The 22,003-nt window shown below is 44.9% G+C and carries 24 protein-coding genes and 5 pseudogenes; 4 read left to right on the forward strand and 25 right to left on the reverse strand.

Annotated elements, in window-relative coordinates:
- Positions 1-27: 27 nt before the first annotated feature.
- The 7 genes and pseudogenes from JCM10519_RS32885 to JCM10519_RS21895 form a co-directional block, all read right to left on the reverse strand.
- A complete protein-coding gene (locus JCM10519_RS32885; protein ID WP_347845111.1) occupies positions 28-459 on the reverse strand; it encodes a hypothetical protein in 432 nt (143 codons plus the stop codon).
- Entirely contained in the window at positions 422-736 is a 315-nt protein-coding gene (locus JCM10519_RS32890) for a 3'-5' exonuclease (protein WP_347845112.1), read from the reverse strand. The genes JCM10519_RS32885 and JCM10519_RS32890 overlap by 38 nt, the downstream gene beginning before the upstream one ends.
- Position 737: 1 nt before the next feature.
- Positions 738-1,414: pseudogene (gene nth / locus JCM10519_RS21880) on the reverse strand (endonuclease III).
- 182 nt (positions 1,415-1,596) lie between these two features.
- Entirely contained in the window at positions 1,597-2,868 is a 1,272-nt protein-coding gene (locus JCM10519_RS21885) for a DUF4080 domain-containing protein (protein WP_347845113.1), read from the reverse strand.
- Positions 2,811-3,173, reverse strand: a complete 363-nt coding sequence (locus JCM10519_RS32895) for a cobalamin B12-binding domain-containing protein (RefSeq protein ID WP_347845114.1) — start codon at positions 3,171-3,173, stop codon at positions 2,811-2,813. The genes JCM10519_RS21885 and JCM10519_RS32895 overlap by 58 nt, the downstream gene beginning before the upstream one ends.
- Before the next feature lies 1 nt (position 3,174).
- Positions 3,175-3,668: pseudogene (locus tag JCM10519_RS21890) on the reverse strand (dCMP deaminase family protein).
- A gap of 106 nt (positions 3,669-3,774) precedes the next feature.
- A pseudogene (locus JCM10519_RS21895) lies at positions 3,775-4,862 on the reverse strand (L-threonylcarbamoyladenylate synthase).
- 205 nt (positions 4,863-5,067) lie between these two features.
- Here JCM10519_RS21895 and asnA point away from each other — a divergent pair.
- Positions 5,068-6,075: pseudogene (gene asnA / locus JCM10519_RS21900) on the forward strand (aspartate--ammonia ligase).
- A gap of 88 nt (positions 6,076-6,163) precedes the next feature.
- Here asnA and JCM10519_RS21905 read toward each other — a convergent pair.
- The 15 genes and pseudogenes from JCM10519_RS21905 to JCM10519_RS21960 all read right to left on the reverse strand — a co-directional run bounded on the left by JCM10519_RS21905 (position 6,164) and on the right by JCM10519_RS21960 (position 16,867).
- Positions 6,164-6,757 carry a methyl-accepting chemotaxis protein gene (locus tag JCM10519_RS21905; protein ID WP_054741839.1) on the reverse strand — a complete coding sequence of 198 codons (594 nt, stop codon included), beginning with the start codon at positions 6,755-6,757 and terminating at the stop codon, positions 6,164-6,166.
- Positions 6,758-6,774: 17 nt separating this feature from the next.
- Positions 6,775-7,125 (reverse strand): annotated as a pseudogene (locus JCM10519_RS21910) (methyl-accepting chemotaxis protein); the annotation flags it as partial.
- A gap of 681 nt (positions 7,126-7,806) precedes the next feature.
- Positions 7,807-8,601 (reverse strand): TSUP family transporter, encoded by a 795-nt coding sequence (locus tag JCM10519_RS21915; RefSeq protein WP_054741843.1) that lies wholly within the window; start codon positions 8,599-8,601, stop codon positions 7,807-7,809.
- A gap of 253 nt (positions 8,602-8,854) precedes the next feature.
- Positions 8,855-9,235: an N-acetylmuramoyl-L-alanine amidase gene (locus tag JCM10519_RS32900; RefSeq protein ID WP_347845115.1), complete on the reverse strand. Its 381-nt coding sequence runs from the start codon at positions 9,233-9,235 to the stop codon at positions 8,855-8,857.
- Positions 9,210-9,551, reverse strand: a complete 342-nt coding sequence (locus JCM10519_RS32905) for an N-acetylmuramoyl-L-alanine amidase (protein WP_347845116.1) — start codon at positions 9,549-9,551, stop codon at positions 9,210-9,212. The genes JCM10519_RS32900 and JCM10519_RS32905 overlap by 26 nt, the downstream gene beginning before the upstream one ends.
- A gap of 79 nt (positions 9,552-9,630) precedes the next feature.
- Positions 9,631-9,900 carry a hypothetical protein gene (locus JCM10519_RS32910; protein WP_347845117.1) on the reverse strand — a complete coding sequence of 90 codons (270 nt, stop codon included), beginning with the start codon at positions 9,898-9,900 and terminating at the stop codon, positions 9,631-9,633.
- A 35-nt stretch (positions 9,901-9,935) separates the two neighbouring features.
- Positions 9,936-10,376 carry a metallophosphoesterase family protein gene (locus JCM10519_RS32915; protein WP_347845118.1) on the reverse strand — a complete coding sequence of 147 codons (441 nt, stop codon included), beginning with the start codon at positions 10,374-10,376 and terminating at the stop codon, positions 9,936-9,938.
- Positions 10,377-10,414: 38 nt separating this feature from the next.
- Positions 10,415-11,056 carry a metallophosphoesterase gene (locus tag JCM10519_RS32920; RefSeq protein WP_347845119.1) on the reverse strand — a complete coding sequence of 214 codons (642 nt, stop codon included), beginning with the start codon at positions 11,054-11,056 and terminating at the stop codon, positions 10,415-10,417.
- Positions 11,057-11,089: 33 nt separating this feature from the next.
- Entirely contained in the window at positions 11,090-12,712 is a 1,623-nt protein-coding gene (locus tag JCM10519_RS21935) for a glycosyl hydrolase family 18 protein (RefSeq protein ID WP_347845120.1), read from the reverse strand.
- 317 nt (positions 12,713-13,029) lie between these two features.
- Positions 13,030-13,281 carry a hypothetical protein gene (locus JCM10519_RS21940; protein WP_054741888.1) on the reverse strand — a complete coding sequence of 84 codons (252 nt, stop codon included), beginning with the start codon at positions 13,279-13,281 and terminating at the stop codon, positions 13,030-13,032.
- 85 nt (positions 13,282-13,366) lie between these two features.
- Positions 13,367-13,882, reverse strand: a complete 516-nt coding sequence (locus tag JCM10519_RS21945) for a hypothetical protein (protein ID WP_347845121.1) — start codon at positions 13,880-13,882, stop codon at positions 13,367-13,369.
- A 109-nt stretch (positions 13,883-13,991) separates the two neighbouring features.
- Positions 13,992-14,429: a hypothetical protein gene (locus tag JCM10519_RS21950; protein ID WP_054741851.1), complete on the reverse strand. Its 438-nt coding sequence runs from the start codon at positions 14,427-14,429 to the stop codon at positions 13,992-13,994.
- Positions 14,404-15,393 (reverse strand): protein kinase, encoded by a 990-nt coding sequence (locus tag JCM10519_RS21955; RefSeq protein ID WP_054741853.1) that lies wholly within the window; start codon positions 15,391-15,393, stop codon positions 14,404-14,406. The genes JCM10519_RS21950 and JCM10519_RS21955 overlap by 26 nt, the downstream gene beginning before the upstream one ends.
- A 165-nt stretch (positions 15,394-15,558) precedes the next feature.
- On the reverse strand, positions 15,559-15,792 hold the full coding sequence (locus tag JCM10519_RS32925; protein WP_347845140.1) for a MerR family transcriptional regulator: 234 nt from the start codon (positions 15,790-15,792) through the stop codon (positions 15,559-15,561).
- 700 nt (positions 15,793-16,492) lie between these two features.
- On the reverse strand, positions 16,493-16,867 hold the full coding sequence (locus JCM10519_RS21960; protein ID WP_054741855.1) for a winged helix-turn-helix transcriptional regulator: 375 nt from the start codon (positions 16,865-16,867) through the stop codon (positions 16,493-16,495).
- Positions 16,868-17,006: 139 nt separating this feature from the next.
- Between JCM10519_RS21960 and JCM10519_RS21965 the strand changes: the two genes are divergently transcribed.
- From JCM10519_RS21965 to JCM10519_RS21970, 3 genes are all read left to right on the forward strand, one after another.
- The gene (locus JCM10519_RS21965; RefSeq protein WP_347845122.1) at positions 17,007-17,351 is read left to right on the forward strand and encodes a pyridoxamine 5'-phosphate oxidase family protein; all 345 of its coding nucleotides are present in this window, start codon (positions 17,007-17,009) and stop codon (positions 17,349-17,351) included.
- A 277-nt stretch (positions 17,352-17,628) separates the two neighbouring features.
- On the forward strand, positions 17,629-17,781 hold the full coding sequence (locus tag JCM10519_RS32930) for a hypothetical protein (protein ID WP_347845123.1): 153 nt from the start codon (positions 17,629-17,631) through the stop codon (positions 17,779-17,781).
- A gap of 507 nt (positions 17,782-18,288) precedes the next feature.
- Entirely contained in the window at positions 18,289-19,026 is a 738-nt protein-coding gene (locus JCM10519_RS21970; RefSeq protein ID WP_054741856.1) for an adaptor protein MecA, read from the forward strand.
- Positions 19,027-19,178: 152 nt separating this feature from the next.
- Here JCM10519_RS21970 and JCM10519_RS21975 read toward each other — a convergent pair whose 3' ends face one another.
- The 3 genes from JCM10519_RS21975 to JCM10519_RS21985 are packed head-to-tail and all read right to left on the reverse strand — an operon-like array spanning position 19,179 to position 21,713.
- Positions 19,179-19,973 (reverse strand): alpha/beta hydrolase, encoded by a 795-nt coding sequence (locus JCM10519_RS21975; protein ID WP_347845124.1) that lies wholly within the window; start codon positions 19,971-19,973, stop codon positions 19,179-19,181.
- A 34-nt stretch (positions 19,974-20,007) separates the two neighbouring features.
- Positions 20,008-21,396: an MATE family efflux transporter gene (locus tag JCM10519_RS21980; protein ID WP_054741858.1), complete on the reverse strand. Its 1,389-nt coding sequence runs from the start codon at positions 21,394-21,396 to the stop codon at positions 20,008-20,010.
- Positions 21,397-21,404: 8 nt separating this feature from the next.
- Positions 21,405-21,713 carry a MarR family transcriptional regulator gene (locus JCM10519_RS21985; RefSeq protein ID WP_347845125.1) on the reverse strand — a complete coding sequence of 103 codons (309 nt, stop codon included), beginning with the start codon at positions 21,711-21,713 and terminating at the stop codon, positions 21,405-21,407.
- Positions 21,714-22,003: the final 290 nt, after the last annotated feature.

The raw sequence follows: 22,003 nt of genomic DNA on the forward strand, positions 1-22,003 counted from the left end.
TAAAGTTAATCATGCGTATCACCTCTCTTATATTCTTCCATACTGTGCTATGATTTTATCCGTGATTCTTGATATTTCATTTCTGGACAAATGTTCCGTTTGCACAGATAAAACTATTTTATGATATTTTAATAAATCCTGCAAGTGTTCTTTTTGCCTTTTTGAGGCCGGCTGTTCCTTTTTCACCTTATAAATCAAAGCCTGTGAGTCAAAAGCTTCCGGTGATTCCTTGCCATACCGCTCCGCCAATTCCTGATACAGCTCATGGGCGGCTTTTGCATCCGCAAACGCACGGTGGCTTAAGGTCTGAACAATCCCAAAATATCTGCAGGCTGCCGTTAAATTTTTTTTCTCATCAGGAGGCATAAACCTTCTGGCAAGCTTAAGGGTATCGATTCCCTGACGTTCAAAACCAAAGCCCTCATTGATTGCGGCGCGCTTTAAAAAAACTGTAATCAAATATCACATGATGTCCCAGGACCGGCAAGTCTCCGGCAAATTCCAAAAATCCGCCGATCACCTCTCCGATTCCCGGAGAAGTCTCCAGCTGGCGGTCAGTGATGCCGGTAAGCATGACCACCCGGAACTCCAGCTTCCTGTATGGATTAACAAAGGTTTCGTAGCTCTCTGTTTCCTGTCCTTCCACAACCTTCACCGCTCCGATTTCAATAATTTTATCCTGCTTTGGGTCAAGACCGGTGGTTTCCAAATCTACCGCAACATAGGATGATACCAAATTAAGCCTCCCTCTTCTGACCTGGCTCCACTTGGCTGCTGGGACAAAGCTCTTGCAAAAAGCACTGGCCGCACTTGGGATTTCTCGCAACACAAATGGATCTTCCAAGGGTAATGATCTGGATATTCCATAAAATCCAGTGTTCCTTTGGAAGTACCTTCATCAGTTCATATTCGATTTTCTCCGGGTCCTCTTCCTTTGCAAAACCAAGCTTTTTGGAAATCCGCTTTACATGGGTATCCACTACAATGCTGGCTCATGATAAACATTCCCCAGAATAACATTGGCCGTTTTTCGCCCCACTCCTGCAAGGGAGGTCAGTTCTTCTATTGTCCGCGGAACTTCACCCCCGAATTTCTCTACCAGGTCCTGACAGCAGGATATGATGTTTTTTGCTTTCATATGATAAAAACCAAGAGAATGGATATCTTTCTCCAATTCCTTTAAATCCGCCTGGGCAAATTTCTTTGGGGAATCATATTTCTTAAACAGACCCGGTGTCACCATGTTCACCCTGGCATCGGTGCACTGGGCACTTAAAATGACCGCTATTAAAAGCTGCCATGGATTTTCATGGTTTAAATAGCATACATATGACCTTCCATATTCCCGGTCAAGGGCCTCAAGCACCTTTAATACCCGGTTCTTAAGTTCTGCTTTTGTCTCTCTCTTTGCCATTACTTCCTCCACATGCCGATTTCATAAGCCGCTGCATTATGAGACAGGGCATCCCGCTTTTTGTAATCAAAAAGAACTGCCCTTCCGTCCCGGAACACCTCCACATGAGCCATCTTTATAAGCTGTCTGGCCTCGTAACCTGTGTATCCTTCCTTTAAATACCGGAAGCCGCCGCCTCTGATTCAAAAAAAGGCCCTCACCTGGTCCTTAAAAGGCTCCTGGTCTGCCGCAAAGAAGGGCCTGCTCTTTAAATTCTCTCTCAGGTAAAGATCATACACCAGAAGATCCCGGTACATGGAACGCTTTTCCGGCACCAGACCGCAAATGAATTCTTCCAGTATCTCATACCGGGCCATGCGGTTATGGTTGATCTTTAAGTACCCCCGTTTATCATAATATTCAGCCAATGCTTCAAACATATCAAAAGGTGTTTCAAATTCCTTATGAAGTTCATTTAAGGTCGTCCGGAACTGTCCGCTGTTTCCGTAAACCTCCAGCATTTCCTCCAAAGCCTTCAGTTTTAAAATCCCGCCGTAGTCAAGCCATCTGGTTGACAATACCTCATAAGGCGCCTTCTGTTTAAACTCCACTCCATATTCCCCGGCTTTTTCCCACAGATAGGAGCCTTTCAGCACCTTTAAGAATCCAAGCTGAAGCTGCTCCGGCTTCATCTCATATACCTCATTAAAGGAATTACGGAAGCTTTGGTAATCTTCTCCCGGCAGTCCGGCGATCAGGTCCAGATGCTGATGGATATTTCCAAAGCTGTTGATTTTGGCAACCCTTTCTTTTAAACGCTTCAAATCCATGGTCCTGTTGATTTCCGTAATGGTTGACCGGTTGGTGCTCTGGACTCCGATCTCAAGCTGAATCAGTCCCGGCCTCATGCGGGACATAAGCTCCAGTTCCTCTTCGTTTAAAAGATCTGCGGAAATCTCAAAATGAAAATTAGTCACCCCGTTATCATGTTCTATGATATGGCGCCAGATATCCGTGGTATGCTTTCTGCTGCAGTTAAAGGTCCGGTCCACAAACTTCACCTGGGGAACCCGGTTTTCAAGGAAAACATCCAGCTCCTTTAAAACCAGGGAACTATCCCGCAGCCTCACAGACTTATCCAGGGAAGAGAGGCAGTAACTGCAGGAAAAAGGACAGCCCCGGCTGCTTTCATAATAAATGATGCGATTCTCAAAATTCTTTAAATCATTATATAGGAAGGGAATGGAATTCATATCCACCACTGTTTTTCGCGGATTTAAGACCACATTTCCTTCCTCCGCCCTTACAGCAGTCCCTTCTATGGATTCAAAGGATGGGTTCCTGCCATTAAGGCTTTCCCTGCTTCGTTCCAGATAGCACCGCACCACTTCAGAAAAGGTTTCCTCTCCTTCTCCCATCATGATCCCATAGACCGACCGTTCCCGGCAAAGGATTTCAGAGGCATCATAAGACACCTCGGACCTCCCAGCCAGATCTCCACATGAGGGAGAACCTTCGGAAGGTCCCGGACAAGCTCTAATACGTAGGAAATATTCCAGATATAGCAGGAAAATCCCACTGCATCCGGTTTCCTTAAGAAAATATCCTTCAGGATTTCATCGGGCTGATTGTTAATGGTGTATTCCTGGGTTTCGATCTGAAACCTTCCATCCTCCAATTCCGCTTCTCTTACATGAGCTTCTGTATAAGCCTTTAAACTGTAAATAGCAGGATTGGAATGGATATATTTGGCGTTAAGCGCAACCAATAGAAATTTCATCTCAAACCTCGATCTCTATCTTTCTTCCGGTAGGCTGATACTGGTAATACCGTACCCCTGCCGCATTGAGCATCCGCTTGGAGGCATTGACTGCGGGGTGCCGTCATACTTGTCCGAACCATATACAATGGTTTTAATTCCGGCCTGTATGATAGCTTTGGCACATTCATTGCAGGGAAACAGGGTTACATAAAGCTTGCTGCCTTCCAGGCTTCCCCCTCTGTAATTAAGGATAGCATTTAATTCACTGTGAGTGGAATAGAAATATTTGGCATTATAAGGATCAGCCTGCTCATTTTCCCTGTCCCATGGAAATTCATCATCAGAGCAGCCCATGGGAAATCCATTGTAGCCCATGGATAAAATCTTATTATCCTGACTCACAATACAGGCTCCTACCTGGGTGCTGGGATCCTTGGAACGCCTTGCGGAGAGAGCCGCTACTCCCATAAAGTATTCATCCCATGTAATATAATCTTCTCTTTTTCCCGCCATTTGTTTTCCTCCTTCTTGCCCATGCTTTTTGGGGCATACAGGGATACCCAAAGGGTATTTCCTCCTCTTAATCGGGAAAGCGGATATTTCCAATCCGCTTCGCTCTTTACTCATGAACACAGTCTGCATTCCTGCCTGCATTTAAAATATGGTATCCTGCCGCCTTGGTCAGCCTGTTCATAATAGCCTGTCCCAGATGGTCTCTGGAGAAGCTTTCGGAAAAAATAAAATCCGCTTCCAGGTCATCGAATTCTCTCAGCACTCCATAAAGGTTATGGGCAATGGTCTCCTCCCTGGCACGCAATCCCATGCTTCGTACCATTCCCTCAGGATACTTCTCTTTCGTTTCTTCGGTACAGATGATTCCCACCCGAAATCCCTTAGAAAGCTTTTCTTCTGCCAGCCGGTTTATGGTCCGTATTACGTTCTCTGTTTCTCCCTCCACCAAAGTCAGCTCCGCCTTGGGGGCATAATGCTTGTATTTCATTCCAGGGGCCTTGGGCCTCACATCCGCTTTCATAGGACCAGAGACTATGGCAGGGTCAAGAGGAACCTCCTTACCAAGAACAGCAAAAGCCATTTCCTGGGTAATGCTCCCGGCCTTAAAATCACAGGTTCGCCTCCTGATACATCGATGATCGTGGATTCCACACCAATCCCCACGGCTCCTCCGTCTACGATCATATCAATCTTTCCGTTCATATCCTGCCATACATGGTCAGCCGTAGTAGGACTGGGCCGTCCGGAGGTGTTGGCACTTGGCGCGGCCACCGGCACTCCTGCCAGACGTATGAGGGCATTAGCCACCGGGTCGGCAGGCATGCGCACTGCCACCGTGTCAAGCCCTCCGGTGGTTCCATAGGGAACCAGTTCGCTTTTAGGGAAAATCAGGGTCAAAGGCCCAGGCCAGAACGCTTCCATCAAACGCTTTCCTGCCTCAGGTATGACAGAAACCAGGGGAGGCAGATCATCAAAATCCGCTATATGGGCGATCAGCGGATTGTCCGATGGCCTTCCCTTTGCCGCATATATTTTTCCTGCTGCCTCTTCGTTTAAGGCATTGGCCCCCAGCCCGTACACGGTTTCCGTAGGAAACGCCACCAGGCCGCCATTTCTTAATATTTCCGCAGGTTTCTTTAACAGTTCTTCCTCCGGTTGTTCTTTATCTTCTATTATAATTCGTTCTGTCTTCATATCATTCTGCTCTTTTCTTCCAGGGCGCTGACCTTTCAGACACGCCCCAACTTCCATTAATCATATCACAGGGCAAGTTTCCATGCAACTTTTTTTGCTTGCTGTCAAAGGCTTTCCTTTCTGTTCCTTAAGATAAAACAATAGTTGCACGTTTTTCATATTAATGATACCATAATAAAAACATTTTATTTGGGAGGAATACTACATGGAACTCATCATACCGGAAAACTATGCCCCTAAGCTCTCTGTCAGGGAGACACAGGAGGCCATTAAATACATTAGGGATACGTTTCAAAAAGAACTGGGTAAGGAAATGAATCTGGAACGAATCTCAGCCCCTCTGTTTGTAGAGCACAGCAGCGGCTTAAATGATGATTTAAACGGCGTGGAGCGCCCTGTGCGGTTTGACATCGCCGGCATTCCTGACGAAGCCATTGAAGTCGTACACTCCCTTGCCAAATGGAAACGTATGGCCCTTCATGAATACGGCTTTCTGCCCGGCGAAGGCCTTTATACCAATATGAACGCCATCCGGAGAGACGAAGATTTAGACAACCTCCACTCCTGTTACGTGGACCAGTGGGACTGGGAAAAGGTCATCACAAAGGAGGAGCGCAGCGAAGAAACCTTAAAGGAAACCGTCCGCAATATTTTTAAGATCATCAAGCACATGCAGCATGAGGTCTGGTATAAATACCCACAGGCCGTAAAGCACCTTCCGGAAGACATCACCTTTATCACTTCCCAGGAGCTGGAGGACCGATATCCGGACAAGACCCCAAAGGAAAGGGAAAACCTGATCACAAAGGAGCACGGCTGCGTCTTTCTTATGAAGATCGGGGACAAGCTTGGAAGCGGAAAGCCCCATGACGGAAGAGCTCCTGACTACGATGACTGGCAGTTAAACGGGGACATCCTGTTCTGGTTTGAGAATTTAAACTGCGCCCTGGAAATCTCCAGCATGGGAATCCGGGTGGATGAAGAATCCCTGGCAAAACAGCTTAAAAAAGGCTGGCTGCGAAGACCGGAAAAGCCTGCCTTACCATAAAATGCTTTTAAATGGAGAACTGCCCTATACCATTGGCGGCGGCATCGGACAATCCCGCCTCTGCATGCTTTTACTGGACAGAGCCATGTGGGAGAAGTCCAGGCAAGCATCTGGCCAAAGGAAATGCGGGAGGAATGCAGGAAGCATAACATCATTCTTCTGTAGGCTCAATGGACCTTATCTTAAAAGAATAAATTAATAGAGGGTGTTGCAATAATAGCAGTTATCGCTATTGAGCAGCACCCTCTTCTCTTTAGCAGGGCGTTTTCAGCCTGAAGGTCTGTACCATTTCCTTCAGCGTTTCAGCCTGCTTGTACAGCTGGGTAGTTGCGGCGGTGCTTTCTTCGGACGCTGCCGAATTTGCCTGCACCACAGCGGATACCTGGCTGATCTCGTCGTTTATACGGGCTATGCCGGAAGCTTGCTCTGACGATGCGCCGGCGATCTTTTCCGCCAATTCAGCGACCTGCTCTATCCCTCCCACTATTTTGTTAAAAGCATCTGCAGTGGTCTTTGCAATATTCATTCCATGCTCAGCCTTCTGTATAGAGCTTTCTATCATATCTGTGGTTTCCTTTGCGGCTTTTGCCGAACGGGCCGCAAGGCTCCGCACCTCATCTGCCACAACCGCAAAGCCCTTTCCGTACTCGCCCGCCCTTGCGGCCTCTACCGAGGCATTTAATGACAGTAAATTTGTCTGGAAAGCAATGTCCTCAATCGCCTTTATTACCTTTGAGATATTTGAAGCGGACACATTGATTTCATCCATGGCTCTGAGCATTTCCTCCATGTGCCTGTTGCCGTCCATGGCTCCGCGACTGACGTCATTGGCACTAGTTCTGGCCATTGCCGCATTATCTGCGCTTAAGCTGATCTGGTTTTTTTTACCTCCGTTACGGCCGCAGCTAATTCCTGAAGGGAGCCTGCCTGATGGCCTGCCCCTTCCGAAAGACGTATGCTTGCTTCCGATATCTGACCGGCTCCGCTCAGAACCTGCCCCGACGTATCGCATATTTGAGACAAGATGCAGTTGTTTTTCTCTACGATGCTGCTTAACGCGATGCCAAGCACATCCTTTTCCGAATTTATCTTCACTTGGACGGTTAAGTCCCCGCGTGCTATTGCCTCGGCGGTCTGAGCCTGGTCTCTGGTGTTTTCCACCATGGCCTTAAAGGATTTCATCAATTCTCCCACCTCATCCTTTGTGAGGACCGGACGTTTGCGCTTGCGTCTCCCACGGACAGCTGCCTCGCAATATTGTTAAGTATTTTAAGAGGTCGCACAATGCTGCTGTTTAAGACCCTGCATATTATTACGCTTACAACAGCGGATATGATGGTCAGCAGAAGAATTGCTGCCGAAAAAAAGTGTAAAGGTTTTAGATGAAACGCTGCCTGCGGAATAGGATCCGTAAATGGTGAAAAAGCTTATCAAAAAAAATTAGAACGGTTATAATGTTTACTATGCCGAATCCTATTGCCATCCTTTTGCTAAGGGCAATTGAATTCTGTTTTTCCTGTTTTTCCATTTGAACTGCACCCCTTGTTTTTATTTATATAGTTATAGTGTATATCGACAGGTTTCGGTATAATTTTAGCAAAATAAAGATTTTGTTTATCTGCAAAGGGAGAAGTGGATCATCAATCAATTTTACTTAAATGAATACCGCATAAAAAGCAGTTGGAAAAGTAATACTACCCCTCCAACTGCCAGTGCCATCGTTATAAACATGAATCCCGAAACTCTTTATGCATCTCATGCCATTTGAACATTCAAATCCTTATAATACACAGCCTTAAACGGCAGGTAAATACAGCGTCTTTCCAAGGTAGATAAATAGGCCCTTGACCATCTCAAGAGTCTTTCTTCCCCCATGTCCTTTCTTCATCTGATCGTTTACATAAATTGATAAATATTATAGAGATTGATCCCAATAATAACTACCATCAAAAACAGGAAAAGCCTGTCCACCACCTTCTCGTCTATCCTTTTATTGATCACCCGGCCGCTCATCCCGCCTAAGATCCCTCCTATCACCATGAGAACTAAAAGCCAGACGGAGAATTCCGGTACTGTTCCTGTTACAAGGGAATTCATAAGCCCTGTGATCTGGGAAAACAGGATGATGTAAAGGGAATTCTGGGCGGCTGCCTTGGTATCCATGGAAAAAAAGAAAAACAGCACCACCAGATTAATGGGGCCTCCTCCAATTCCCAAAAACGAAGAAAGTATTCCAAGCACCAGTCCAATCAGCACGCAAATCACCGGATTAGTCACATGATGGGTATGGATCCTGTCCTTTTTTATGGTATAGATCAGCGTTCCAAGAGTAATCACCAGGAGACAGGCTGCCTGAACGGCTCCCACCATGTCCTTGTCTGCAAATAAGGAAGAAACCGCCTGGAACATAGACTTTCCCACAACTCCGCCTATTGCCGCCCCTATGGCAAGAGGTGTTCCCGTCTTCATATCCACCAGGGACTCTCCGCTCATTTTCCCTTTAATCACAGAATAACAAGTCATTGCAAGCACAGTGCAGCCTGACAGAAAGCTTATTGCAGCTACGCTTAATACTCCAAATGCATCCAGGGTGGGCTTTATAATAACACCTCCGCCTATTCCACAAATGGCGCCTGCAATGGATGCGCCAAAGCTGATCAGTAAAAACAATCCATATAAATAACCACTCATTTTTCAAGATCCTTCCTCGCCGGTATTAGCGGCATTCTCTTCCATGTACATATGTCTTAAGGACATTGTATTTTTCGTCAAGTACCACCAGCCCCATTTCCGGAGCGGGTTTTGCATCAGAAAACCACCGGTTTTTCTATGTACAGCGTTTATCATATCACACTTCATATAAAACAGGCAAATAAAAAGAGGCTGCTGCTCCATAGATGATTCTTCATCTATTTTGCAACAGCCCATTAACTCCTGTATTCTCTTATCTTCCATTCAAATACTCCATGACCCCCATGTGGATCGTCCAGGCCAGCCGGTCCTGGTAATCCGGGGAATTTAAAAGAGCAGATTCCTTCCAATTGGTTAAAAAGCCGCATTCCACGATTACGATCGGGGTCTTCACATGCAAAAGCAGGTAGTAATTATCATTAGGCTTTGCCAGTCTGGTATTCTTCTCTCCCAGCACATAATCAAACCGGCTCTGTAAAATCTCAGCCAGTTCCTTTCCCTTATCGGATCTTTTATAGTAAAATACCTGTCCTCCGAAAACGTCCTCCTGATGATAGCTGTTCTGGTGGATACTGACCGTAAGTGCCGGGCTTACATCATTGATGATCTCACAGCGCTTGCTCATGTCCGCCATCTTTTTTTCTGCTGTCCTTTTCCGAATACAGTCCGTTGTCATCTTCTCTGGTCAGAATCACTTTCACGTCAGAGGCTTCCAGATATTTCTTTAACCGGTTCGCTATCTGCAAATTTATATCCTTTTCCAGGGTTCCGTCAATGCCTATCTTTCCCGGATCATTTCCTCCGTGCCCCGCATCTATAACGACCACAGGTTTTTCTTTTCCGGCTTTTGCATTGACTCCTGCCGCCATCTTTCCAGCCTGACTTGATATCACATATACCAGCACCAGCAAAACCAGCGCCATAAAAGGTTCCCACTTCTTAAATTTCACATTTTCTACCTGATTCATCTTCTTAATGAATTATATCTTTCAGTGAAATAAAAAAGAACTGCTCCCTGCGACTTTCCTGTCATTCTGAGTTCAATACATTATAGTCCTTTGTCCCATCGGCAGTAATCCATTCCAGATATTGAGCCAAAATGCTGGGATACCCTTCTTCCTCCCACATCTTGTAACCGGCCTTGGCTTTGGCCTTATCCCTGATGTCTGTAACCTTTCCTGCATAGCAGGCGGCATTAAGCTCTGCATAAACCTTTGCCATCTGCTCCTTCTGGGATTTGGTCAGCCCTTTTAGGGTATCAAGCCTTTCAAATTCATCCTGAGCCTGGTTGTAAAACACCTTGCTTAAAAATCTTTTTCCAAACTCATTAAAATTTAAAAGATTTTATCCGTACTTCCCGTCTTTTTGGCCCAATCCTTCATATCCAGAGACTTTGTATGATAACGGAAGCTTCCGTCATCTCCATAATATAAAATCCCATACTGGCAGGGCGGCGTGGACAAGGAGCTTGTCACGATCTCATAGATCCCGGAATCGCTGCGGGATCTCATATAGTGCTGCACATGAAGGTGTCCGCTTAAAAACAAGGGAACCTCCCAGCTTTCCAGCTGGTCAATAAGCTGTTCACTGTGTTCAATGGTACAGTCCTGTAAGTATACTTCACTTTCATCAAGAAGATTATGGTGGCCCACGGGAATCACATTCATTCCCAAATTCCAGGCCTCCTCCATCTGATCCTCGATCCAGTCATATGTATCATCCCGTATCATTCCCCCAACCAGATTTTTCGGTTCGTACTGGCATGTATCAAGCATTAAAGCCCTGGTATAATCATTTACCTGATATACGTAGCTTAAGGATGCAGGATCCCGCTGACCGCCTCATTGTATCCAAAATCCTGATAAATCTCTTCAAATTCATCCGGGGTTATATTTTCCGCTCCCAAAAAGGTATCTCCCACAAACTGAGCGGCCTTGGAATTATTGATATCATGGTTTCCCGGAATAACGATCACAGGAATTCCGGCATCTTCGATCTCTCCAAGCTTTCCGGCAAGTTCTTCGTGGCTCTCCTTTTCTCCTTCATAGGTCAAGTCCCCGCTTAAGATCACCAGGTCAGGCCGTTCCTTCTTCACCTCTTCCACAAAAGCATCCGTGATCTCCCAAATATATTGCATCACCTTGCCGTCACCATGGTCCACACTGTATTGAAAGCCCTTCTGAAAATCCGTTAAATCCCTGGCCAAATAATGGATATCCGTGGCAACAATGATCTTGCAGCCGTTGTCAAAGGCTTCCTCAGAAGGCTGTGCAGCCGGGTTCTCCGAAGTCTGGGGGAATTCTTCTATGGTGGGCGGTTCTGTTCTTGTTGTCTCTGTTTCTGGCGGCGAAGTGCTCTCTGCACTGGTGCTTTCCGGCACTGTTCCTTTCAAAGAACACCCTGCCAGCATACATACCGCGCCCAATAATGCCGCCAATACGATCCTGTTTCTCATATCTGACCTTCCTGTCTATTCCACGTCATTTGTTTATTTTTTATTAAGCCGGATTTCATCCCATAAATCTGACGGTTCAAATCCCAGCTTCCAGCAGGCCACACCTGCCAGGCCATACTGCTTTATCAGATTCATCTTAAGGCCTATGGAGCGCTCTTCTTCCAGCCACAGCTTTTTAAGCCCTTCCTCTGTCTGCAATTCTCCGTAATACTGGCCAAGCTCCTCCTGCCAGTATAATTCCACCTGATTTTCGCTGACCCATTCCTTTGCACGGGCAATACCCATGGCGGAAGAGGCAGTCTTTCCGTCTGGTCCCTCGGTCCACACCCTTGTATAGAGAGGAATCCCATTGATCACCTTTTCCTTTGGCACCTGGGCCAGAGTATCCTTGATGCCGTTTTCCACATAATTAATGGAAGCCACAGAACCGGCATCCCCGCCTGCATAATGTTCGTCATATCCCATTATAATTACGTAGTCCGCCACGATTCCCTGCTCTTTCCGGTTATAAAACTGATTGCCGGGAGCGGGAACATAATTATCTACGGACAAGACGATTCCCTTCTTGCGGCAAGGGATGGAAAGCTCCCGTATGAACTGAATATAATGGGCTCCTGCTTCTTCCTTGATCCCTTCAAAGTCCAGGTTAATCCCGTCAAGGCCGTATCTGTCCACCTCCGACATTAGGGCTTCAATCAGCTTCCGTCTGGTGGAGGTCTTTGACATCAGGATCTCCGTATTCACATCCGGGCTGAAATTATTGACGAGGGCCCAGACCTTCAGTCCCTTGTCATGTGCTTTCTTTACATAATCCTCCTGGGCCAGGGACCGGAAATTTCCTTTATTATCCGAAAGCTCAAACCAGGTAGGGGAAATGACATTGACTCCCTTTGTATTGGCGATTAAATTGTCAAAAGAACCATTTCCATCAAGGTTGGTCATCTGATGCCAGGCAAGGCAAACCGGTTCATCCATGGAAACATTGGTATAAACCGGCTTTACAAAGGTGCTTACAGGAACCTCGCTGGTCACATCTCCCAGCCGCTTGCGTTCCACATAGCCTACAAATCCGTCTTCCGTCCGTACCTTGTCCCACCTTTTCATGGATTCCAGTACAGTAACCTGGCTTCCGGGAGAAACCCACGTTACAATGGGGCTTTTCAGTCCGCCTTTCACCCTCACATTGCCCTTTTCAGAAACCAGCGCCTTTTGCCGGGCCTCCCAGCTGTTATTTATAAAAATCCGTTTATACTGAATGCCGTCATAGGCCGTTACGCGGATATCCGTATAATTAGCCACCAGGCCAACAGATAAATAAACTCCCTTTTTATCAACCCATATCAGGGGCTTCCCTGAATCCCCGACAGTGGAATGATCCGCATAGACAATGGAGTCCGGCAGGGCATACACAAGAAGATTTTCATTGCTGTCCCAGTAAAACCGCTCATTCAGCATATCATTCACCCACTCAATGGGGAGATAGGTTTGTCCCTGCAGGTAAAGGCCCTTTGCCTCCTGCAGATCCTCGTTGAGATAAAGGGCCACTTCATCTCCTTTTACTCCCAGCAGTTCGGCTATATCTGCCTGTTCCTTTGACGGAATATACCGTTCCAGAAACTGCTCCCCGAAAAACCCGGCGGCCACAATTAAAATCAATCCTAGCGCCGCAAAAACCGGCACTGCTTTTTTTCTTCATCTGCTTTCCTCCTGCTAATGGATCATATTATCTTTTGCCTGTACTATCCTTATAGATATATCATGAGCCTGCAGTTCATGATCGACATTCAGACTTCGCGCCGATGAGCCAGCTCATCTTCGCTCTCTTTCGCTCATTATATCACAATTCTTATTTTTTGAAATTTACATTTTCATTACATTACAAATCCCCTGATCCCGCCCTGACGCACTTAAACGGCCTTCTTAAGGCTAAAGATGGCATCCCACTATGCGTCCCTTTTGGTACTCACTAAAATCTACCGGTTGTAAACCCGGTCAAATCTTATTTCCCGCAGCTTACCAGTCTTTCCGTCAGGAATGTAATCGGCCATATAAAAACTATTGTCCTCTCTTATCTCAAATATTTTATTCCAGTCTTCTTCCGGCAGTTCTTTCCCATCTATAAGGATGGGGATTCCCTGATCGCGGTATTTTTTTAAGCCCTGCCAGATACTGACCTCTATCTGTCTGCCTGTTTCTTTCCCTGTCATCTTCTTTTTTTCATCCACATATCCCCTTACATTTCTCTTATGTGCTGCATGGCAGGGGGAGGACCACAAGGGTTATGCCGTGACACAATTCCTCCCCCAGCATCTATAAAAGCCGCTGATAAAATCCTATGATTTCACCTGTGACAGCAAACACGTCTACTGAAACTGGAATTCGAGAGATGGGTATATTAAGCCTCTTTTCCGCATTCCTTCTGGCTTCCTCGCTACCGAACGACACGAGCGTCTTCCAGCTCTTTTCCGCTTTTTTCCCCTTTCTCTCAAACTCCAGAAACGCTTCCAGCTGCCACTCGCTTAAGCTCCCGAGAACAAATTGTCTGTCGCATCTTAAAAATTCTTCCAGGCTGCCTTCCTTTACGGTTCCGTAATCCACAATCACTGTCTGGTAACCGGATTTTTTACACAATAAAAGCGTATCAATCCCCGCTCTTTCATAATAATCCGCTTCCAGCACCTGAAAACATCCGGCCTGTGCCTTTTCCTTTTCGCACAGCTTTCTTAAATTCCTGAAATCCCCATGGCTGTTCCATTCCAATACTGCGCACCGCTTTCTAAGGACTCCTCCCAGGTATCCTGCTGTCATAACCGTAAAATGGGTCACTCCCACTCCTCTGCCGGTTCCAATGATTCCAATGGTCTCCTGGCTGACGGGCTTTTTACCGGAGCGTATAAGCTTCCATACCTTTTTTACCGTTTCCTTTATAAAGAGTTCACCCTTTCCCAGGGATACGGCCTTTGCCTGGAATCATCCGGGAAATCCACTCCCTGATCCATCCTTCAAATAAGCCTCCCCTTCTTTTCTTCCTGCTTTTTATATCTAAAATTTCTTCCAGAAGAGTCTTATAAAAATCTCCCGTTTCCGCATTCGCCTTAAAAGGATTCGGATAATAAGGGGCTTTTAAGCATCGGGAAGGAACCGTCCCGTCAGGCAGCCTTATCCTGGTTCCTCTGGTCACATGATTATAAACGATCCCATAGGAACTATGGCCTTTTACCACATATTCTGCGGAGAAAAAGGCACTGTTTCTGCTCCAGCTGCTGCCGTCGCATACCAGTATCACCGCATCGGGGCTTCCCATCAGCGCCTGATCAACACTTTTTCCATAATCCAGAATACGGATCTTATAAGGCGGCTCCTTTAACTTCACCCCCGGGCCGTAATAAGGTCTCCAAATAAAGCCCTGATACCTCATCAGCCAAAAAGATCCCTCTTTGCGGCGCATAGTCACCAAGCCCGGTGCCCATGCCGGAGTCATTCTTTTCTACAAATAAATTGGGGTATCCATGATTTCTAAGATAAACAGACAGGCCGATTCCAATATGAGTCGTTCCGGCCCCTGATTTGCTCCCTGCAAGAGCAATTGTAAGAGATGATGATTGTAGACGGTCTTTTGCAGCCGTTCCCATGTTTTTAAGCTGTCCCAGCCTCTCCCTCAGCTCCTGTGCTGATGAAAACCGTTCTTCTTTTTCCTTTTTTATGCACCGTTTCAGGACGGCAGCCAGATCGGTATCCATTGATGAAGCCGGTTTATAGGGCAGTTTGGGAAATTCTCCTGTAAATAGATAATGAATGATAGCACCAATGGCATAAATATCCGTTCTTTCATCCAGTACTCCATTCTTTGAATACTGCTCCGGCGCCGCACATCCTACGGTTCCATACCGCTCTCCGGGCATATTTGCATCCTCCACGGACGCAGCAAGTCCAAAATCGATCAATTTAACAGTGTCATGGCACAATAATAAGTTCTTCGGCTGTAAATCCAAATGTAATATGGGGTTTGGTCCTGCGAGATGCAGGTAACTGATGATGCCGGCTAACTGGATTCCATATGATATGGCCAGTTCCCGCGATAGATGGCCCTGCTCTTTTACAAGGTCAAATAAAGATTCTCCTTCCAGATACTCTTCGATTAAATAACTATAAAATTCGTCTTCTTCTACGTCAAAAATAATGGGGATTCCAGGATGGCGCAATTCCTTAAGAACAAATGCTTCCCGCCTTAGAAGTTCAAATTTCAGAAAGCTTTTAGGTACCCGCTTGATCGCCCGATACTCCTCAAGCCCAAGATGAACCGCCAGAAATACTGTCCCTGCCCGGCCGGTTCCCAAGATGCCGCATAGCTGATACTTGCCAAACAGAACGGTGCTTACTTAAACCACCTCCCTTTGTCTGTCCAATATCATCTCTTGGAGTATATTTTAATATATTCCGTTTATTTTTTCAACTATTTTTTATGAAAACCTGAAATTTATAATTATAATAATTAATGAAAGTCAATGCCAGCATAATCCTTTTTCTCTTAAATGCTTAATTTCATTCAGTAATTTTACTGTTAACTCACGATTGTAATACTTCGTCAATTTTATATCTTTCTGTTCGCATGGAATGATACCTAATTCAGAATAAAATTTAATGGTACTGTACCTCATACCGGTCAGTCGTACCAGCTCCCCTATTGTTACAAACTCCGCAGCCTTAATTACTTCATCACTTCTTTGCCTTGATATCGTATCTTATTATAATAGCATTGAATATTCTTGCTTCTACGCTGTAGAAATCCGATTGCCATTCCTTTTACTGCACTTGCAGAAATAGTAGTATTATTTTAGTATCAAAAAGACTATATATTAGAATAATGTCAAAATGATATCATTTTCTCTTGCATATATAATAATTCTATATTAGAATTATATTAAAGGAACAACCGCCCCCTACAAGGGGTTGGCCATGAAGAAGATAGAAACTCCACCCTTTCACTCGCCAAAGTATACAAGGGTGGTTTTTCTACGCCCGTTCCCAGGACTTTATAGAAAAACGCTACTTACAATTAATAAAAATAAAGGTAAGTAATGCTAAAATGAAGGTACCAAAGGCCATAAGGTCCTTAAAGTCATATTTCATCCGCACCACCTCCCATCTATGTAATGATGGAAGCCAACGCCCTTGTAGTGACACGATTGTTCCATATCAATATGGTAACATATCCCTTTTCAACACACAATTAATTTTCCCGGTAGTAATCTATAATAGTTTTGCTGCCTTTTACCACCATTTGATACGGGAGGAATTTAACGCCTCCAACAGCATCCCAGCTGATTCCATGACTCCTACCACCGCTTAAACCTTATTTTATGCTAAAAATAAACAACAGCCAGAACAAGGGGCATGGTTCGTCAAAGCCATGCCCCTTGTTTCTATCTTTTCTTTTTAACAGTTATCAGCTTTATCTTTCAAAACACCCTTTCCTTCCATGTGAGCAATGTATGAATCTCCCCATTTTTCCAAGCTGTCCAATACCGGCTTAAATTGACGGCCCAGTTCGCTCAACGAGTATTCCACTTTAGGCGGGATTGTATTGTAAACGGTACGGGCGATCAAGCCATGTTCTTCCAAATTGCGCAGCTGTTTTGTAAGAGTAGCCTGGGTAATGGGAGCTAATTCACGCTCCAATTCCTTAAACCGTAATGTCCGCTCACTTAAATAGTGAAGAATCAGCAATGCCCATTTCCCACTCAATACCTTTTGAGAGGTAAAATAGGGGCAGATACCGAACAGATCCTTTTTTTCACTTTCATCTTTCACGATATATCCTCCATTACTATCTAATTAGATACTTACTATACTAAAAAAATCGTACTTGTAATTTAATCTGTGCACACTATAATTATAGCATAAAGCATGGCAAAATACAATTTGCCAATTAGAGAATGGAGGATCAATCATGATTGATTATGCAGCTGTTTTAAAGGAAAACCCCAACGGAGTCCTGGCAACACAGGATGGCAGCAAGGTAAAGACCCGGGTGTTCCAGTATCTGTTTACAGACGGCAACAAGGTATATTTCTGCACCAGTAACAAAAAGCCTGTCTACGGCCAGATCAAGGCCAGCCCTTATGTTTCTTTCTGCACCTATCCCGCCAACTTTACGCCGGTGGTATCTGTTAATGGTAAGGCAGTCTTTGTCAACGATGTTTCCTTAAAAACCCGTGCACTGGACGAGAATCCCGGCATAAAAGGCATATACAAAACACCAGAAAATCCTGTTTTTGAGCTTTTTTTACATTGATGTAGAGGAAGTGGAAACTTTCAGCTTTACAGAAGGCCCCAAGACTTATACCATTTAACCCCAGGCATGAATGTACCATCTTCAGGATGATTTCGAATGCTGTTTTTCTTCGAAAAAGGATAAACAAGATTTCATGCACACCAGTACGCCAATTTCGCAGCGTTTTACATCAGGCCACAATGTTTGCATACCGGATAAAATCCCTTTGACCAACCGTATTTTTCTGCTATAATTTAATCAAACTCAAAGGTAATACACGAATTTATGGGGTGTAAACATGATTGAGGATTATATTATAACCAAATTGAATATAGATTCCATAAAGGAATATGGTGTACTGGACTTGATCTGGCAGGCTTTTCTAGAATTTGAAGCCCCGGATTATTCAGATGAAAGCATTCAGGAGTTCAAAAAAATTTATAAATATTAATTCTATTGAACAAAGGATCTCTAAAAATGAAATGCTTTTCTGGGGCTTTTTTCTCCGGTGAGACCATTGCAGGAGTAATCGCAGCCAGACAGAACAGAAGTCTCTTATTGGATCATCATCCAAAGCCCTGTGCAAACTTTTATTCACAGCAAAAGATCACCGCTATATCTGACTTATACAAAGCACAATTTTTACTTTGATAAAAAAAATTATAAAAAAATAAGAACAAATCTAAAACTCTCTTTATATGCAAGTTTTGGGATTTGTTCCTATCAAAGATTCCGTAGAAATTACACATAATAATATAAAACCATCATCACATCAAAAAATAAAACCGGGAAATTCCAATAATCATATAGGATTCCCGGTTATTAGCATACAAACCTTAAAATTATATAAATTTTTTTCACATAGTAATTGCTTTTTCGCTATATTATATAGTATAGTTATGTTGAGGAAGTATGTAAATATTCATTCACCATTTTAAAAAGAACAGGAAGTGATCCTATGAAGATAGAACGTATTAACGAAAATCAAATTCGCTGTACGCTTACCAGCTTTGATTTAAGCGTCAGAAACTTAAATTTAGGCGAGCTTGCCTATGGCAGTGAAAAAGCCCGCAACCTGTTCCGCGAGATGATTCAAAAAGCCTCTAACGAAGTGGGATTCGAAGCAGAAGACATTCCTCTCATGGTAGAAGCAATTCCATTGTCCAACGAAAGCGTAATGTTAGTAATCACCAAAATCGACGACCCGGAAGAATTAGATACAAGGTTTGCAAAATTTTCTCCAGCAGCCGACGAAGACTTGGATTCCATGCCAGGAGACCTGGCAAGCGAGCTTTTGGAAGGCGCCGACGGACTGTTGAACCTATTAGGTATTGACAAGAAAGAAGAACCGGAGGCAGAAGAGCCAAAAGAGAAATCAAGTGCTTCCTCTATACGAATCTATTGTTTTCAGAGCCTGGATCAGATATCTGATGCTGCAAGGACCATCGGACAGGTTTACGATGGCGAGAATACATTATATAAAAAACCTGATACCAGACAGTATTATCTGGTGATCAGGAATACCCCTGACAAATCTTTAAATTTCAGCCGTGTCTGCAACCTGCTTGCAGAATATGGCTCCAAGATTCATCAGGACTACGCCTCTGAAGCGTACTACAGGGAACATTACGAGGTGTTGATTGAAGCCACGCCCTTCAGTCACTGGCCAAACTTTAATCCGTTCCTTTGTTCATAGTACTTCATCACAAACCAAAAATGAGGTTCGGCCCTTAAAAGGACCGAACCTCATTTTAAAATCCCAAAGCTCCTTCCAGAAAAAATGCAAAAATCAATTCAAAAGTGGCATCGGTTTCCCTGCACGGAATCAAAATCCAGTCATGAACCATTTTAGCCCCTTTTTTTATAAATGATTTCCGTTCCCTGCAATTTTCCCGCCTTTTCCGCCAAAAGCTCGCAGTCCGGCGTAAGAATCTCTTCTGTCCCGGAAAATACCAGAATCTGTCCCAGATGATCCCAGTTCCCATAAAGGGGAGAAACAAAGGGATGATCCGGTTCCAAAGGACCGCAGTAGCGGGCACCGGCCTCTTTCAGCCCTTCCACAGGAAGGATGGGATCTGTTTTTTTCATTATTTTTATCTTTGGATTATTAAGGGCAATATCCAGCCACGGGGATACTACTGCAGTTCTCACCGGCATAGGAAGGTTCCCCATGTCCCGCAGCTCCTGTAAAAACGAAAGAGCCAGACCGCCGCCGGAAAAATCCCCAAACAGAAAGAACTCATCTTCCGGATACTCCGACGCAAGCCAGCTGTAAACCCTGACCAGATACCGGTGGACATCTAAGGCTGTATACTCCGGAGCCAGCGGGCAGGAAGGTATGGTCACCTTTACCTGCCTTTCTATGGCAAATTGCTCCGCCATTTCCCTGTAACAGTCTGACGGCTCCAGGGTATAGGCCCCTCCCGGCAGCATGAGGATATGGGCAGCCTTTGCATAGCTGCCATTTATGGTGACTCCGGGAAAACCATCCACGTTCCAGGCTTTTACCCTCACCCTTTTTGTAAACCGTTCCTGGGCCAGTGCCATCCTGCCTCTGGCAGGCTGCTCCAGCTCAAGAGCCATCTTTTTATCCGCTTTTTTAAGCCCGGCAAAAATCCTCGTCATCTCCGTTTTCATGCTCATGGCTTCCATCTCTCCTTTCCCTGTATTCCATGTGTTACGATTCCTTGCATAATCTGTTTAATTTTTTCAATTCATACAGAACAAACTGGCTGACAATGACCATTGAAGTAATATCTGCCACAGGTCCTGCATACAGAATTCCTTCCAGGCCAAAAGAAAGAGGAAGGATAAGAATCAGCGGGATCAATAACAAAAGCTGGCGCAGCATGGATAAAACAGAAGCCTTTAAGGGTTGTCCTGTTGACTGGAAATAGCTGGTGGTCACAACCTGGAAACCGGCAGTAAAGATTCCCAGCATATATACCTTCAGGCAGCGGATGGCAAACTGGGTGAACTGCACATCCTCCGTCCCAAACAGGCTTATAATCTGCCCAGCGAATAGCTGGCAGGCCAGCCAGCCCGTGAAGGCAACTGTGGTCGCTGCCGCTGCCGCCAAAAGAAAGGTCTTCCGCACACGCTTTGGCTGATTTGCTCCCTTATTAAACCCAAGAATGGGCTGGGAGCCGATACCGATCCCGATACAGATGGAAATAAGGATCATTCCTACCTTATTTACAACACCCATGGCGCTTAATGCCACATCACCGCCGATGGCTGTCTTATTTCCATAATACACCAGAGAATTGTTCATGACAACCTGCAAAATGGTAGACGCCACCTGGGTGATGCCGCTTGATATCCCTAAAGGCAGTGCCAGCCTGCAGATACCCCCGTTAATACGTAAGCCATTTTTATGAAGGCGCATGTGTTTTCCTCTGTACACAAAATACAGCACAAGCACAACTGTGGAAATGATCTGTGAAGTAATGGTGGCAATGGCCGCTCCGGTCACGCCCCAATGAAATACGAAAATATAAATCGGATCCAGAATGGTATTTAAAGCAGCACCGACTAAAATAGCAAACATGGATAAGGCCGGATTCCCGTCTGTCCTTGCCATATTGCTTAACACCACGGAAAGCATGTTAAAGGGTGTTCCCAGCAATAAGATGGAAGTATACTGCCTGGCATATTCCATGGTATTGGCAGTTGCCCCAAAAATCCTTAGCATAGGCGTCATAAGCGGGAATCCTACAGCCATAACTGCTATACTGGCTGCCAGGGTCACAAGGAAAACGGTCCCAAGAGTCTTGTCCGCCTCTTCCTCATTCTTTTCCCCCAGCTTAATGGCCGCATAGGCGCTTCCGCCTGCTCCCAAGAGGGTCGATATGGCTAAAATGATGGTGACAATGGGAAATGCTATGGTAGTCGCCGCATTTCCCAGATACCCGACGCCTTGTCCGATAAAAATCTGGTCAACAATGTTGTAAACCGAATTTACCAGCATGGAAACAATCGCCGGAAGTGCAAACTGCAGCAGCAAATGTCCCACGGGCATATATCCCAGGGGATTTTCCCCCTGTTTTATCCTGTTTTGTTCCATAAAATATTCTATTCCTTTCCTTTCTGTTCCACAATGTGATTATGGGCATTACAAGCCATGCGGATGAGCATTTGCTCCGCCATATCACGTTCCTCTTTGGTAAAACCCTTTAATATAATTTCCGCCCATTCATTTACGCTCTCCAAGGTCTTCTTTACAACAAAAGCCGCCTTGTCCGTAACGTAAATCCTCCGGATACGTTTATCCTCCTGCGCCATTTCCGTCACAACATATCCCTCTTCCTCCAGCTTCTTAACAGCGCGGGTAGCGGTCGCCTTATCGTAATGACCAAAGGAAGCCAGCTCGTGCAGGTTCATACCCGGATTTTAAAAATCTGCAATAAAAAAAACTGTTGTCCACAGCCTATCTGATAAGAAGATAATTGATTTGCAAAATACATATTGTTCAGTCTCTGGATAATCGAAATATATTTCCCGATTTCCTTATGTTCTTTCATATTTTCCACCTCCAAGCCTTAAGGATGGCATTTTATCTTTTTTTAGATGATAAACAGCATATCACAATGTAGTTGCATTCGCAACTATTTTTTTATGAAATAAAAAGCGATACCGGTTTGGCAGAACCGGTACCGCTTATCACGATAACT

Source organism: Clostridium sp. NkU-1, assembly GCA_001312405.1.